Here is a 14,107-nt window from a genome sequence, read left to right on the forward strand (position 1 = left end):
CGTCAGGCCTCGCCGCTGCCAAGCAGCCCGTGGCGCACGGCAAAGTCGAACAGCGCCGCCTCGGTGCCGAGTTGCAGCTTGCGCATGGCGGTCTGCTTCTGTGCGCTGATGGTCTTGACGCTGCGGTTGAGCTGCTCGGCAATCTCGCTGACCGTCTTGCCGGTCACATACATGCGCAGCACTTCCAACTCGCGCTTGCCGAGCTTGTTGATCGGGTCGTCGGTGGGAAGCGGTTCGAGCGTGCGGCGGATCAGCTTGGCATCGAGTTGCGGCGAAAGGTAGATGCGATCGTTCACCGCCGCCAGCATGCCTTCGAGGATGTGTTGCGGCTCGTCGGCTTTGCTGACGATGACTTTGATACCCGCGCGCAGGATGTTGCTCACCAGGACGCGGGTCTCCAGCATGGTGAGCACCATCACGCGCAGATCGGGGTGGCGGCGCGCGAGGAATTCGAGCAGAAAGATGCCGTCGCCATAGCGGCTGCTGGGCATGGCGTAGTCGGTGATGGCGAGATCGCAGCGCACGCGGCCCAGCAAGGCGAGTAACTCATCGGCGTCGCCAGCCTGACCGACCACCTCGAACCCGTCGACCGACGAGACGAGATGCCGCACGGCGGCCACCACGCCGGGGTGATCATCTGCAATGACGAGTTGAATGGGGGCTTGCATGTCGACGTGTCTCCAGCGTGTAACGTGCGGCAACGTGTTTGCCGCATTGCTGAGAATCGCCGATGCGGAAAACGGAGAACATCGGAAAAGTCTTATTAATGCGCCCCGATCTGCGCTCTTCTGGTGCAAATTTGTCGCAGCGCGTTGTGATCGTGGCCATCGGTTCGAACCGAATCGGCGCGTCACTGCGTGGCACAATGCTCGCGATGTCTTTCCCCGCCTCAGCACTCCGATTTCCATGACGCCTACATCGCCGACAACCCTTTCTGCGGCCGCGCGCCAGCAGAGCGCCGAACGCTCCACGCTGGTGAGCGCGGGCGTCAATTGCCTGCTCTCGGCAGGGCAGATCGCGGCGGGGCTCTGGTCGCATTCGCAGGGCCTGGTGGCCGACGGGCTGCATACGCTGTCGGATTTGATCGCCGACGGCATCGTCTTCATTGCCAACCGCAACAGCCACAAGGGGCCGGATGAAGACCACCAGTACGGCCACGCGCGCTACGAGAACGCCGCGTCGCTGGGGCTCGGCCTGCTGCTGGTCGGGGCGGGCGCCGGCATGATCTGGGCCGCGGTGGAGAGCCTGCGCTCGCCGCAGGGGCCGGCGCCGGTGCATGGGCTGGCGCTGGTGGTGGCGCTGATCGCGCTGGGCGCCAAGGAGGGGCTTTTCCGCTACATGCTCGCCGTCGCCAAGCGCATCAACTCACGCATGCTGATTGCGAATGCGTGGCATGCGCGTTCCGATGCGGTGTCGTCGCTGGTGGCGGCCGTCGGCGTGGCGGGCAACCTGATGGGCTATCACTGGCTCGACCCGCTGGCCGCCTGCGTCGTCGGGCTGATGATCGGCCGTGTGGGCGTGCGTTTCGGCTGGGAAGCGCTCAATGACCTGATGGACCGCGCTTTGCCGCCCGCGCAGGTTGAGGCCATTCGCGCCAGCCTCGAAGCCACGCCGGGCGTGATCAACGTGCACGACCTGCGCACGCGCGTGACCGGAGACCAGGCATTGGTGGACGCGCATATCGAGGTGGATCCGCGCGTTTCCGTGAGCGAGGGCCATGCGATTGCCGTGCGGGCTCGCACCAACGCGCTGACGGCGCATACGGCCATGGCCGTGCTTGATGTGCAGATTCACGTCGACCCGCGCGAACGCATCGCAACCGATCCCGTGCCGCTGCCCGACCGCGACGCGCTGCACGCCGTGCTGGCACAGCTGCTGCCGCCCGGCACGCCGCTCGACGCGCGCCACTGCGTGCTGCATTACGTCGACGGGGCGGTGGAGGTCGACTTGATCTTGCCGCCCGCGCTGGCTGGCGAACTCGGCCGCATTGCCGATGCCGTCCACGCGCGGTGGGATGGTCTCGTGCGCCTGCGCGTGCTTGTTACCGACGCTTGAGCTTTCGCACTAGCGGCATTGATCGACCGCATTGGCGGGCTGCGTTTTTGCGGGGTCGAAGTGCAGTTGCTCCAGCCCCTTTTCCGTCAGCGACATCCAGTCGATTGCGCCCGACGTGCGCAGCAAACCGGTGCTGCCCACCGGGCGCCATTGCACGCGCTTGCCGTCGGTATTCAGCAGCGTGGCCGATAGCGTGAGCGAATCCGGCCCCGCCTGCAGTTGCAGCAGGCGGCCATCGGCGGCGGGCGTATAGGCGGTGTTCTGGTTCACGGTGATGCCCGCTTCGCGCACCGTTGCCGGCATGCAGGTAATGGACGCGCGCACCTTGCCCGTGGTGTCGATCAAATCGGCAAAGCCGTTGCCTTTGGCCACGCCCACCAGCAGATACCGCTCAATCGCCGGCATCCACGTGACGTTGTAGGTGTAGTACTGCAGATGCTTGTGCAGCAGCTGCTCGCCCGTCACGCGTCCGCTGACGGGGTCAAAGACGGCGATCTTCAGATTGGCTTCGGTCTGGCCCGGCACGAACTGCTGCCAGGCCAGCAGCGCGTTGGTGCTGCCGCCTGCCACCATGGGCCACCATTCGCGCCGGCCATCGGCAACATCGACGTTGTGCAGGCGGCGTCCGCGCCCGTCGTAGACCTTCAGGTAGACGCCGTTGCCGCTGCCGAGGTTGTCGACGCCGCCGCCGGTGACCCAGCCGTCGGAATAGAACACCACGAAGCGGTCGCCCACGGCCGTGATATGGCCGGAGTGCCCACCGGATTCCACCTGTTGCGGATACGGTTTGATGGGCCGCAGCGCGGCGTCGTAGATGCCGAAGCGCTGGTTCACGTTTTCCGGCGCATTCCAGCCGTCTTCAAACGACACCATCACCTGGCCCGCGCGGTTGCGGGCCACCGTCACGGGCTCCTGCGCTTCGGGCTTCTGGATGAAGACGCGCGGGGCATCGAGCACGCCCGTGTCGGCATGCCACTGCGCGACATAGACATCGTGCGGCCAGCTTCCGGTGCGATCGGCGCCGCGCGGAGGCAGACCCGAGCTACTGAAGAACACGTTGAAGGTGTTGGCCGTTGCGCCGGGCACCGCGCCGATGCCGTGCATGTATTGACGCGGGTCGGGCGCGCCGGCGGTGGCGACGGCGGGCAGGGCCAGCGCGCACGCGAGGGCCAGCACGGTACGGCGCAGCAAAGACAGTCGAGACACGTGACGTTCCATCTTCATCGTTAGCTAGGGGGCGGTTTCAGAACCGAATTGGGCCACAGGCACCCGCTGAAGTTGCTGCGCGAATGGGGGAAGCCGTTTGGCGGAGTCGCGGCGGGTGGCACCCCATCCGGGGCAACCGGTTTACCCCCCGCCGCGGCAATCAAGTTTCAGTTCCGTGTGCCGTTCTTCACAAGCAAGAGCGGAACCCATTCCGCCAATCCCTTCCCAGCGCGGCCAGAGTGGGCACAAGCCCGCCGCCCACCGCGCCAGAACCGACCCGACGAGAACAACATGACCCAGCGACTCGACGCCCGATGGCGAAGCGAAGTGACGGAGGCTCTACGTACCGTGGAGGCGCAGTTCGGCGTGGCACCGCAAAGCCTGCCGCGCGACGCGCTGATTGCGGCCCTGACCGACGCGATCTGGGCACAGCGTGCCGCTTATGCGCAGATGCGCCAGACGCTGGTTGCGTGTCGTGAGCTGGCAGACGAATCGATGTAACGGCGTGCCAGGTGCCGCCGCTGTTTTCAAGAAGGTGATGTGATGCGGTACTGCGGTTCGCTGGATCTGGACCATCTGCTGCGCCAGCCGTTTGGCCTCCTGGGCCGCCTGGTGCGCGATGAAGACTCGGGGCAGCACCTGCCTCCGGTGGAAGTCGCCGCGCGGGCGGTGTTGCTGCGCGCTGCCGGCTACGAGGTGATGCCCACCTGTGGGCACCATGACCGACGTGGCTTCTGTCTCGGCCATGCGGACCGGATCATCGGGATGTAGGCGCCGCGCCTACGACGCATGCGCCACCTGCGCGCAGCCTTGCGCACACGCTGTTGCGAACGCGCATCAGGGGTTGTAAAAACGGTGCGCGCGCGTGGTGCCTGAAGCACCTGTAAAGCGTTGACTGGCGCACCTTTGCGGGCAATCCGTTGCCAAAAAGCAAACGGTAAAAATGACTTACATTCCGGTCCTTTTTCGGCCCATGGTTCTGGTGCATCCTGAACCAAGATAGATCGCACGGATGGCAGATGTGCGACGTCGGACGCAACGTCAAGCCGGAAGTCGGAAGTAAATCGAATCGGCGACGCCTGCAATCTGGGGTCAGGGGAAACAACATGAAGACGCAATATCTCAGCAAGCAAGAAATCTACGACGGCGCAGTCCGTCATCTGTTCGGTCAGGGCGGCGCGGCCATCCTGCCGCGCGGCGGCGCTGCGTACCACGGCCAGGGCGGACGCTGCTGCCCCATCGGCAACCTGATCGGCGTGCGCGACTACACGACGTCGATGGAAAGCGTGCCGGTGCGCTACATCCTCAAGCCCACCAACGAGATTCCGCGCTACATGGATGCTGGCGTCATCGCGTTGCGCCGTGCGCTCAAGCGCGCGCGCATCGACGTGGACGACCGCGACACCGTGGAGCTGCTCTCCAAGCTGCAGAACGCGCATGACGTGTTCGGCACGTGGGAGTGGAAGGAACGCCTGCAGTCGATCGCACGCCAATTCGGCCTGAGCGGCGCTCTCGTCGATACATTCTGACCGACCGGCCGGTCACAGATCACCCTAAAGAAGGTGACGCCATGAAAGGGAAGGGGACGTTCCTCGCCATCGAGGACATTTTTGAACGCGTGCGCACGCACCTGCTCGCACAGCAATGCCGCTCCGAAGACGCCGACGGCGAGCCGCGCTACCGCGGCCTCGACAACCGCCGCTGCGGGGTCGGCATCCTGATCGACGATGCGTTCTATTGCAGCGCCATCGAGCGCCTGGGCGTGAGCCTGCTGCGCGTGCCGGGCGAGGATGCGCTCGCGCGTGCGCTGCGCAGCTCCGGCGTGAATGTCGACGACGATCAGGTGGTGGATCTGCTGATCGATCTGCAGGACATCCACGATCTGGCGGCCATCGAAAGCTGGCCGGCGGCGCTGGAAGACATCCGGCGCCGATTGCTCGCTACGCCGCTGGCAGCCTGAACCACGCATCCACCGCGAACCCGGCCCTGCGCCGGGTTTCGTCATTTCAGCGCGTCGAGTTCCGGATAGTGGCGGAAGATGCCCATCGTGTTGAACGGAATGCGACGCGGCGATTCCAGATACGCCGCGATGTTCGGCTGCGCCGCCACGCGGTCATGCAGCGCCGCCAGATGCGGCAAGTCGCGTTCGTAGCGCTGCATGTGGCGTGGGAACGCGTAGCGCAGCCCGGCCACGATCTGGAACAGCGACAAATCCACATACGTCAGCGCATCGCGCACCGCCCATGTGGGGCCGGCGGGGTTGCGGTCGAGCACGCGCTCGAAGTAGTGCAGGAACTTGGGCGCGCGATTGTCGAGAAAATCCTGCGTGCGGCGCTTGGCCTCGGCGCGCTGGTCTTCGTAGTACTCGCACGACGCGATGGGGTGGTGCGTGTCATGAATCTCCACCACGAAATCGGCAATCGTCAGTTGCAGGCCGTGCGTCCACAGGCCGCCGGCTTCGTCGTGCGGGGCCAGGCCGTAGTGCTGGCCCAGATAAAGCAGGATGTTGGCCGTCTGCGCGATCACCAGCTGGCCGGCCACCAGGAATGGCGGCGCGAACGGCGGCGTCGGAATGCCGGCATCGTCCAGAAACGCTTCGATGGCGGCTTCATCTTCGCGGCCGAGATCGGTATAGGGCACGGCGGCCTGCTCCAGCGCGAGCCGGACGAATTCGCCGCGGCCCTGGATTTCGGGCCAGTAATAGAGCGTGGTTTCCATGGTCGGGCGGGGGAACAAGGTGATGGCTGCGAAGCAAGGCGGATGCCGCATCGCAGCAGGAACGATGCCTGCGAACGATAATAGGCGCTTGCCTCTGCGCCTGTTCCAACCGCCCGCCGTGAACGCTCCGCTTTCTCCTTCGCCCGCCGTCGAACCCGCTGATCCGTCGCGCTGGCTGGTCCGTGGCCATCCCGGTTATCTGCGCGCCAATCTGGCGCTGTTTGCGGCGGGTTTTTCGACGTTCTCGCTGCTGTATTGCGTGCAGCCGCTCATGCCGCTGCTGGCGCACGACTTTGGCCTCACGCCCGCGCAGACGAGCCTGGTGCTGTCCGCATCGACGCTGCTGCTGGCCTTTGCGATCCTGTTTGCGGGGCTGCTGTCGGAGTCGATCCATCGCAAGACGCTGATGGGTGTGTCGCTTGTGCTCTCGTCGGCGCTCACATTGGCGGCGGCGGTGCTGCCGGGCTGGCACGGGTTGCTGGCCACGCGGGCCTTGCTGGGTGTGGTGCTGGGCGGCGTGCCGGCGGTGGCCATGGCGTATCTGGCCGAAGAGGTACACCCGCAGGGGCTGGGCATGGCGATGGGCCTGTACGTTGGCGGCACCGCATTCGGCGGCATGGCGGGGCGCGTGCTGACCGGCGCCGTGGCCGACCATTTCGGTTGGCGCGCCGCCATCGGCTTTACCGGCATGCTGGGTTTGCTCGCGGCGCTGGCCTTTCTGTGGCTGCTGCCGCCGTCACGCCGGTTTGTGCCGCGCAAGGGCGTGGCGCTGGGCGACCTGTTCGACACGCTGGGTGCCCATCTGCGCGAGCCGGGCCTGCGCGCGCTGTTCGCCATGGGCTTTCTGCTGATGGGCGGCTTCGTCACCATTTACAACTACGCGAGCTTCCACCTGCTCGACGCGCCCTACGCCCTCAGCCAGACGGCGGTGGGCGGCATCTTCATGGTGTATCTGCTGGGCATTGGCGCCTCTGCATGGTTCGGCCGATTGGCGGATCGCCATGGCCGGGGCCGCATGCTGCTGGCGGGCACAGCGCTGATGTCGACGGGCGTGCTGATGACGTTGGCGGGCCCGCTGGTGCTGGTGATTGGCGGCATCGCGCTGCTGACCTTCGGTTTCTTTGGTGCGCACGCGGTGGCCAGCGGCTGGGTCGGGCGCCGCGCCCAGCGTGCCAAGGGGCAGGCCGCGGCGCTGTATTTGCTGGCGTATTACCTGGGCTCCAGCCTGATCGGCACGACAGGCGGCAAGCTCTATGCGCCGTGGGGCTGGCCTGGCGTGGTGGCGTTGGTAATGGGCTGCATGGCCTGTGCGCTGGGCACGGCGGCTTGGCTCTGGCGGCGGGCTCCCATGCCGCCGGGCGCCAAGCGCTGAGGTTGTGCGCCCCGGGAATTCGCGTATCGTGCCGTGATCGATGTCTGCACGATCGCTTTCCCTGTCATGCGTACTCATTTCCTGTTCTGCACGCGGCGACTGTGGCCGCTCGCATCGTTCCTGTTTCTGCTGATGATCGGTATGGCCCGCGTGGCCGATGCCGCGCCGGTGTCGTTTGCCAAGCTGGCCGGGCTGCCGACTTCCACCGCCAGCGCATCGGCGCCGGCGGCGGACCCTGCGCAGACGCGCCAGTCGCTCGACACCGTCATCACGCTGCTCAACAACGACCAGCAGCGCACGGCCCTCGTCAATGAACTGAAGCAGCTGCGCGATGGCATGAGCGCGCAGCAGAAGGTACAGGCCGAACAGGCGCCGGGCCTGTTGGGCGCGGTGGCGTCGCTCATCGAGAACGGCTCGTTGCAGGCCGATGTGGAGGCCGGTGCGCCGCGCTACTGGCTGCGCCGCATCGAAGCCGCCAGCGGTAACGCGAGCCTGCTCGTGGCGCCCGAGCGGCGTATGCCGCTGGTCGCCGACTTTGCGAGCACGGTTGGCATCTGGGCCGCCATCGCCGCTGGCCTGCTCGGCTTGGGCTGGCTGATCCGCCGCATGTTTGGCCTCACCGCGGGCCTCGGGCCGCATCCGACCACGCGCGCGCTGTTGATCGATGCACTGCGCAAGATCGGCCCGTGGGCGATTTCCTTTGCCGTCATCATGTGGCTCGACCGAGACGCCTCGCCGGGTTTTGTGCTGGCGCTGGTGCTGGCCTACGCCATCGTGTGGGGCGCGATCATCACGGCGGGCGTGGCGATGCTGTTCTCGCTGTTTTCCGGCAGTGCGCACCGGCGCGTGGCGGTGGAATATCTGTTCAAGCACGGCATGTGGCCGATCTTTCTGACGGCCAGCCTGGGCGCCTGCGGCGATGCGCTGGTCGATCCGCGGGTTGCGTTGGTGCTGGGCGGCTCGCTCAGTCTGCTGCTGGCCACGGTGTGCAACGTGGTGTCTTCGTTGATGCTGGCGGTGGGCGCGTTGTGGGCGCGGCGGCCCATCGGCCAGTTGATCGCCAATCGCCCGCTGGAACTGCGCAGCGGCGAACACACGGGCAACCAGGTCCGCCGGCTGCTGGCGGCGTTCTGGCCGGTGCCGGTGCTGGTGCTGGCCGGCGCCACCGTCATGGCCACGTTGACGACGCCGGATAACGTTGACGTCGTGGCACGCCGTGCCGTGATGACGTCGCTGCTGCTGGTCGCGGCGTTCTTCCTGTCGGCCCTGGTCCGCCCCCGCGCGAACTGGCGCTCGCATCTACGTCTGGCGCGCAGCTCGCCTTATCTCGAGCGGCTCAAGCATTTCGTCGGTGCGCTGATCAAGCTCGTCATCTGGATCGCCTTTCTCGAACTGGTGCTGCGCGTGTGGGGCCACACGCTGGTGGAGGTGGCGCACAGTTCGGTCAACGGCAAGCGCATCGCCGATGCCCTGGTGGGCCTGATCGGCACCGTGTTTGCCACCTGGCTGGTCTGGATCCTGCTCGACACGGCGATCCTGCGAGCGCTGTCGCCGGCGTCGGCGCGGGCGCAGCCGAGCACGCGCGCGCTGACCATCCTGCCGCTGCTGCGCAATGGTCTGAAGGTGACGCTGGTGGTGACGGCCAGCATTGGCGTGCTGGCCAACCTGGGCGTGAACGTGACGCCGCTGGTGGCCGGCGCCGGCGTGATCGGCCTGGCGGTGGGCTTTGGCGCGCAGTCGCTGGCGCAGGATTTCATTACCGGCATCTTCATCCTGATGGAAGACACGATCAGCGTGGGCGATGTGGTGGACGTGGGGGTGGCCACGGGCTCCGTCATCAACCTGACCATTCGCACCGTGCGGCTGCGCGATGGCACGGGCGCGGTGCTGTCGATTCCGTTCAGCCAGATCAAGACCGTGCGCAACCTCTCGCGCGATTACTCGTTTGCCGACTTTGAAGTGCGCGTGGCGATGGAGGCCGAACCGCAGCAGGCGATCGATCTGGTACGCGCGGCGGCCGACCAGATTGCGGGTGAGCCGCGCTTTGGCTACACGTTGCTCGGCGGTGCGGAAATCTTCGGGCTGGATCGCTTTGAAGGTGGCGCGATGATCGTCAAGGGGCGGTTCAAGACGCGTCCGCAGAAGCAGGCGGATGTGCTGCGGGCGTTCAACGTTGTGCTCAAGGATGCGTTCGACAAGGCGGGCGTGCCGCTGGCGGCGCCGGGGACGGTGTTGCGGACTTCTGCGGCGTTGGAGGAGTGGATGACGCGGATTGGTGGGCCGGATGAGCGGAAGGTGCCGCCTACGGCCGAGCCACCCGCTGCGGGGGCGCCGGCTTAAAGGTGTGTTGCTGGTCCATCCCGCGTATCGTCCCCTGCCGGGGCCGACTCACTTTCTTTGCCTTGCCAAAGAAAGTAAGCAAAGAAAGGCGCGCCCGAGATGGCGAAAGACTCCTTGAATTTCTGTAACCGTGCGGAGAAGGAGGCAAACTCGCTGCGCTCAGACAGGCCTCCTTCTTTTTTCCGCCCGCTTACAGAAATTCAAGGCGCCATCTAGGGCAAGGAAAGTCAAAGGCCAAACCGGCTGGGCGCGGGTGTTGGCGCCCAGGCCGTGTCTCGTTTTAGAAACCGTGGCGCATGCCGACCATGACGCCGGTCTGCGAGGCTTTCGGCAGTGCGGCTGCCAGGACGGTGCCGGCGTCTTTCTGGTGGGTGTAGTCCATGCCGACGTACAGCCACGTGCGCTTGCTGACCACGTAATTCATGATCGCGTAGGCGGTGTAGCGCAGGCCGTCGGGGTCGCGCTGGCGCGTGGCCATGCCGCCCACCACGAGGTTGTACTGACCGCTGAAGTCGTACTTCACGCCGCCGAGGATGAGGTCGTTCTTGGTGGGCGTGCCGTCGCGGTAGTTGATGTAGCCGAGCATCAGTTTGGCCGGGCCGACCTGCACGCTGCCGCCGGTGGTCCACGTGCGGGTACCGACCGATTGCAGGTCTTTCTGCTGCTCCCACGCGCCGCCGAACGCGAACGGGCCGCTGGCGTAGTTGAGCGACAGCGCGCTGTAGTTGCCTGCAGAGAACGCGCCCGCCTGCTCGCCCATGCCGACCATCACGCCCGGGCGCCAGCCGTTGAAATCGCCCACGTACTTGACCGAGTTGTCGATGCGCACGCCGGTGGCGGTGACGTGCCACGCCGTTGCGCCGAGGTTGCCGATGGAAAGCGCGTCGTATTGGCCGGCCGTGTTGAAGACGAGGTTCTCCTGCCGGCCGAACGTGAGCGAGCCGAACCCGCCTTCCAAGCCGACATACGCCTGGCGCCCGAACAAGCGCGAGGTGGCGGGCGTGGTGGGTTTGTAGCCGCCCAGGCCCATGTCGTTGGTGGAGCCCACGCCGGTGTCCGGGGCGAAACCGCTGACCAGATGAAACACGGCCTTCAGGCCGTTGCCCAGGTCTTCCGAGCCGCGAATGCCGAAGCGGCTGCCGCTGTAGTAGCCGCCCGCCATCTCGGCCTTGCCGTGGCCGTCGGCGTCGTTGTTGGTGCTGTAGCGCAGGCCGGTTTCCATCACGCCGTACAGCGTGACGCTGGATTGCGCGTGCGCGGCGCCGCAGGCCAGCAGCGCCGACAGTGCAACGGCCGATAGCGGAATGGAACGGATCGAAGTGGTCATGTGGCTCCCTTATTGTCGTCACGACTGTTGTGTCGGCCGGAACGGGTTTTCCGGCCTGGCTCGGGGGCCGACTCTCAGGCAAGTCTGCGCTGTAAGGGTTGAAGTTACGCATGCACCGGCAAAGCGCCGCACACGTCGCGCCGGTTGGGGCATTGCCCGCTGAAGGGGCATTGCGCGTAAACCGCGGGCTTACAGATTCTTGGGGGTTTTCCCTCGGCCAGGCGGCGCGGGGCAGGGCTGCCGCTACACTGGCGACGCTGATTTCCGTTTGCCGCCTACGTACCTGCCATGCCTTCGTTCTCCGTTCCGCTGCTCAACGCCCTGCGCGACCAGCTGCCCGCGCTCTCGCCGGCGCAGCAGGGCGTGGCGCGCTTGATCCTGGAAGCGCCGGAGCTGTCGCTCGAACAATCCGTCGAGACACTGGCCGTGCGCGCCGGCGTGTCGATGCCGACCATCGTGCGGATGTGCCAGGCGCTCGGCTTTGAAGGCCTGCGCGAGTTCAAGGCCACGCTGGCCGCTGAACTCGCGCACGCGCAGCCGACGCCGCCGGGCCATGTCGGCCGGGCGGACCCGCCGGCGCTGGTCGCCAGCAAGGTGATCGATGGCGCCACGCGGGCGCTGGCCAAGCTGCGCGAATCGCTGTCCACCACGCAGGTCGACGCCGCCGCCGAACGCATCGCCCGCGCGCGCCGCGTCGATTGCTATGCGGCCGGCGCGGCCTCATCGTTCATGGCGAACGATATGCAGGCGCGGCTGATGCGGCTGGGGCTGGCGTCCAACGCCTACTTCGATGCGCATCTGCAGCTCGTGTCGGCGGCCATGCTGGGCGCGTCCGACGTTGTGGTGGCGTTCTCGCACGTGGGGCGCATGCCGTATCTGCTCGAGTCGATCGCCTATGCGGCCGAGCAGGGCGCCTGCGTGATCGCCATCACCCAGGCGGGCACGCCACTGGCCGAGCGCGCGCAGATCGCGCTGACGGTGGACGTGCCAGAAGATGCGGTGATGCGGGTCGGCACCGAGGCGTACCTCGTGCATCTGACTGTCATCGAGATCCTGATGACGTGCGTGGCGCAGCGCCGCGATGAGATGGTGCGCTCGCGCATGCGGGCAATCCAGCGCCTGCTGACCGAGCGCAGCGTCGATCGCCCGTAAGCGACGGCAACGAAGCCGCGAAGGCAAAAAAAATGGCGCCACGCGGGCGCCATCCACAACACATGCGGTGCTCAGAGCCGCGAGATCGCCAGCCCGATCGCCAGCAGACTTCCCAATCCGAAGATCGTCCAGCCGACCGTGCGGCGCTTGGTGGTCATCACCCACAGCCACAGGCCCGAGATCGACAGGAAGATCAGGCAGCCGGCCAGCGTATCCACCAGCAGAATCCACGGCACCGTCATGCCGACGCCCTTGTGCAGGTTCATCAGCGTGCCGAGGAAACCGTTGTCGGTCTGGCGGATCGCTACCGAGCGGTTGCCGGCCCAGTATTCGGCCTGGATTTGCGTGGTGGCGCTGCCAAAGTTGAAGGTCCATTGCTCGGGCTGCATCAGCGGCTTGGCGGCCGGTTCGCGCGGTGCGTCGACGTTCTTGCCGTCCTGGGCGCCTTCGCCCTTGGCCGGGCGTTCGGCCCAGGCCACGGGCTTGGCCTTCTCCACGCGCGTGCGGGTGGCCGGCTCCGGCGTGTTCAGCGTTTGCTGGAGCCACGCGGCCATCGCTTCGGGCGTGGCCGGCACGGGGTCGGGCAGGGCGATCTGCGTATTGATGCGCTGTTGCGCCACGGGCAGCTTCAACACCGCACGGTGGTTCAGCCAGATGCCCGACACGCCAAAGATCAGGCCCATCACGGCGCCCCACAGGCCGAACCAGCCGTGCGTCTTGCGCAGCCAGCGGACGATCGTGGCGCGGTGGTTGGCCGGGTGTTCAGATTTGGCCTTGGCCGGGCGTGCATTGGCGGCCGGCTCAGCCGAAAGTGGGGGTTGGGACAGGTCGGTCATGAAGCACAAGGCGGCGCAACGGCCGCCGGAGGGAGGCAAATCGACCGGCCAATATAGATGAGAATGATTCTCGTTGCAATCAGGTGCAACTTACAGCGTAATACGCTCCAACGCCCGCCGCGACGCCTCATCCGCCGGATAGAAACACTCGATGCGCATCTCCTGCAGCCCCGCATCGCGCGGTGTGCCCAGCGTGGTGAGCGTGGAGAACAGCGAGATCGTCACGCCGTCGCGCTGCAGTGAGATGGGCAGGAAGGGCGGCGGATCCCCGGCATCCTGCGCGGGCGTAGCGTGGGCTGCCGGCGCATCCGCCGCATCGAACAGCGCCGGTTGCATCGCGCGGATGTCGTGCAGCAGCCGCTGCGTCGCCGGGTCGATGGCTTGCAGGGCCAGTTCCTGCCGCACGCGCCGGGCCAGGTAGCGGCCGACGGCATCGCGGTTGGCGATGGCCGGCCACAGCGCGGTCGGGTCGAATACCAGCTTCATCATGTTGACGGCACCCGGCGCGCCTTCGGACCGGTCGTCGCCGATGGCCCAGCGCATCAGGCGGCGATGCGCGGCATTGGCGTCGAGCACGTGCCAGAAACGGTCCAGCACGATGGCCGGATACGGCGCCTGCTTGTCGAGGATCAGCTTCACCGCGTGGCGCACCGCCTGCATCATCGGCGAGGTTTCATCGGCCGGCGTGGCGAGGCCCTGTTCGGAATAGGCGGGAGCGAAACCGGCCGCCAGCAGCATCTGGTTGCGATGGCGCAGCGGCACGTTCAGCTCCTCGGCCAGTTGCAGGATCATGTTGCGGCTGGGCGCCGCGCGAGCCGATTCCAGAAAGCTCACATGCCGCTGCGATACACCCGCCGCCAGGGCCAGCGCCAGCTGGCTATAGCCGCGCCGCGTGCGCCAGAAACGCAGCAACTGCGGGAACCGGGAAAGCGCCGCTTCAGGCGGCTCGATTGCCGCTTGGGCCGCTTGGGCGCCATGAGAGGCATGGGCGTCTTCAAGCATGAGGGTGTCGTCGATGGACGAGGCGGAGGCGGGCTTGGTGGGCGTCATGTCACCTATTGAAGCAGAGTCGGGTAGCTGCCGCGATTACCTGTCGCGTAA

The 14,107-nt window shown here is 66.5% G+C and carries 14 protein-coding genes; 8 read left to right on the top strand and 6 right to left on the bottom strand.

Annotation, left to right across the window (positions count from 1 at the left end; all coding sequences use genetic code 11):
- Positions 1-2 precede the first annotated feature (2 nt).
- Complete coding sequence (locus R2676_RS22435) at positions 3-668, bottom strand: response regulator (RefSeq protein ID WP_206272517.1); 666 nt, start codon at positions 666-668, stop codon at positions 3-5.
- 238 nt (positions 669-906) lie between these two features.
- Here R2676_RS22435 and R2676_RS22440 point away from each other — a divergent pair, with 238 nt between their 5' ends.
- The gene (locus R2676_RS22440) at positions 907-2,055 is read left to right on the top strand and encodes a cation diffusion facilitator family transporter (RefSeq protein WP_206272516.1); all 1,149 of its coding nucleotides are present in this window, start codon (positions 907-909) and stop codon (positions 2,053-2,055) included.
- Positions 2,056-2,064: 9 nt separating this feature from the next.
- On the opposite strand, the gene R2676_RS22445 is transcribed toward R2676_RS22440, so the two are convergent.
- The gene (locus tag R2676_RS22445) at positions 2,065-3,279 is read right to left on the bottom strand and encodes a hypothetical protein (RefSeq protein WP_206272515.1); all 1,215 of its coding nucleotides are present in this window, start codon (positions 3,277-3,279) and stop codon (positions 2,065-2,067) included.
- Between the two features lie 273 nt (positions 3,280-3,552).
- Here R2676_RS22445 and R2676_RS22450 point away from each other — a divergent pair, with 273 nt between their 5' ends.
- The 4 genes from R2676_RS22450 (at position 3,553) to R2676_RS22465 (ending at position 5,221) form a co-directional block, all read left to right on the top strand.
- Positions 3,553-3,762, top strand: coding sequence for a hypothetical protein (locus R2676_RS22450; protein ID WP_206272514.1), 210 nt, complete (start codon positions 3,553-3,555; stop codon positions 3,760-3,762).
- A gap of 42 nt (positions 3,763-3,804) precedes the next feature.
- Entirely contained in the window at positions 3,805-4,032 is a 228-nt protein-coding gene (locus tag R2676_RS22455; RefSeq protein WP_206272513.1) for a hypothetical protein, read from the top strand.
- 335 nt (positions 4,033-4,367) lie between these two features.
- A complete protein-coding gene (locus tag R2676_RS22460) occupies positions 4,368-4,790 on the top strand; it encodes a hypothetical protein (RefSeq protein ID WP_012436616.1) in 423 nt (140 codons plus the stop codon).
- Positions 4,791-4,831: 41 nt separating this feature from the next.
- Positions 4,832-5,221, top strand: coding sequence for a hypothetical protein (locus tag R2676_RS22465; protein ID WP_206272512.1), 390 nt, complete (start codon positions 4,832-4,834; stop codon positions 5,219-5,221).
- Between the two features lie 41 nt (positions 5,222-5,262).
- Here R2676_RS22465 and R2676_RS22470 read toward each other — a convergent pair whose 3' ends face one another.
- Positions 5,263-5,979 (bottom strand): glutathione S-transferase, encoded by a 717-nt coding sequence (locus R2676_RS22470; RefSeq protein ID WP_027680437.1) that lies wholly within the window; start codon positions 5,977-5,979, stop codon positions 5,263-5,265.
- A 118-nt stretch (positions 5,980-6,097) separates the two neighbouring features.
- Here R2676_RS22470 and R2676_RS22475 point away from each other — a divergent pair, with 118 nt between their 5' ends.
- Both R2676_RS22475 and R2676_RS22480 read left to right on the top strand, forming a co-directional pair.
- A complete protein-coding gene (locus tag R2676_RS22475) occupies positions 6,098-7,351 on the top strand; it encodes an MFS transporter (protein ID WP_206272645.1) in 1,254 nt (417 codons plus the stop codon).
- Positions 7,352-7,417: 66 nt separating this feature from the next.
- A complete protein-coding gene (locus tag R2676_RS22480) occupies positions 7,418-9,691 on the top strand; it encodes a mechanosensitive ion channel family protein (protein WP_206272511.1) in 2,274 nt (757 codons plus the stop codon).
- Between the two features lie 280 nt (positions 9,692-9,971).
- Here the strand turns inward: R2676_RS22480 and R2676_RS22485 are convergent, their stop codons facing one another.
- Positions 9,972-11,018, bottom strand: a complete 1,047-nt coding sequence (locus tag R2676_RS22485; protein WP_004628924.1) for a porin — start codon at positions 11,016-11,018, stop codon at positions 9,972-9,974.
- Between the two features lie 288 nt (positions 11,019-11,306).
- On the opposite strand from R2676_RS22485, the gene R2676_RS22490 reads away from it, so the two are divergent.
- Positions 11,307-12,170, top strand: coding sequence for a MurR/RpiR family transcriptional regulator (locus R2676_RS22490; RefSeq protein ID WP_316857559.1), 864 nt, complete (start codon positions 11,307-11,309; stop codon positions 12,168-12,170).
- A gap of 71 nt (positions 12,171-12,241) precedes the next feature.
- On the opposite strand, the gene R2676_RS22495 is transcribed toward R2676_RS22490, so the two are convergent.
- Both R2676_RS22495 and R2676_RS22500 read right to left on the bottom strand, forming a co-directional pair.
- Positions 12,242-13,006 carry a PepSY-associated TM helix domain-containing protein gene (locus R2676_RS22495; RefSeq protein WP_206272509.1) on the bottom strand — a complete coding sequence of 255 codons (765 nt, stop codon included), beginning with the start codon at positions 13,004-13,006 and terminating at the stop codon, positions 12,242-12,244.
- Positions 13,007-13,096: 90 nt separating this feature from the next.
- Complete coding sequence (locus R2676_RS22500) at positions 13,097-14,056, bottom strand: helix-turn-helix domain-containing protein (RefSeq protein WP_206272508.1); 960 nt, start codon at positions 14,054-14,056, stop codon at positions 13,097-13,099.
- Between the last annotated feature and the right edge of the window lie 51 nt (positions 14,057-14,107).

Source organism: Ralstonia flatus, assembly GCF_958439105.1.
Taxonomy (GTDB): domain Bacteria; phylum Pseudomonadota; class Gammaproteobacteria; order Burkholderiales; family Burkholderiaceae; genus Ralstonia; species Ralstonia flatus.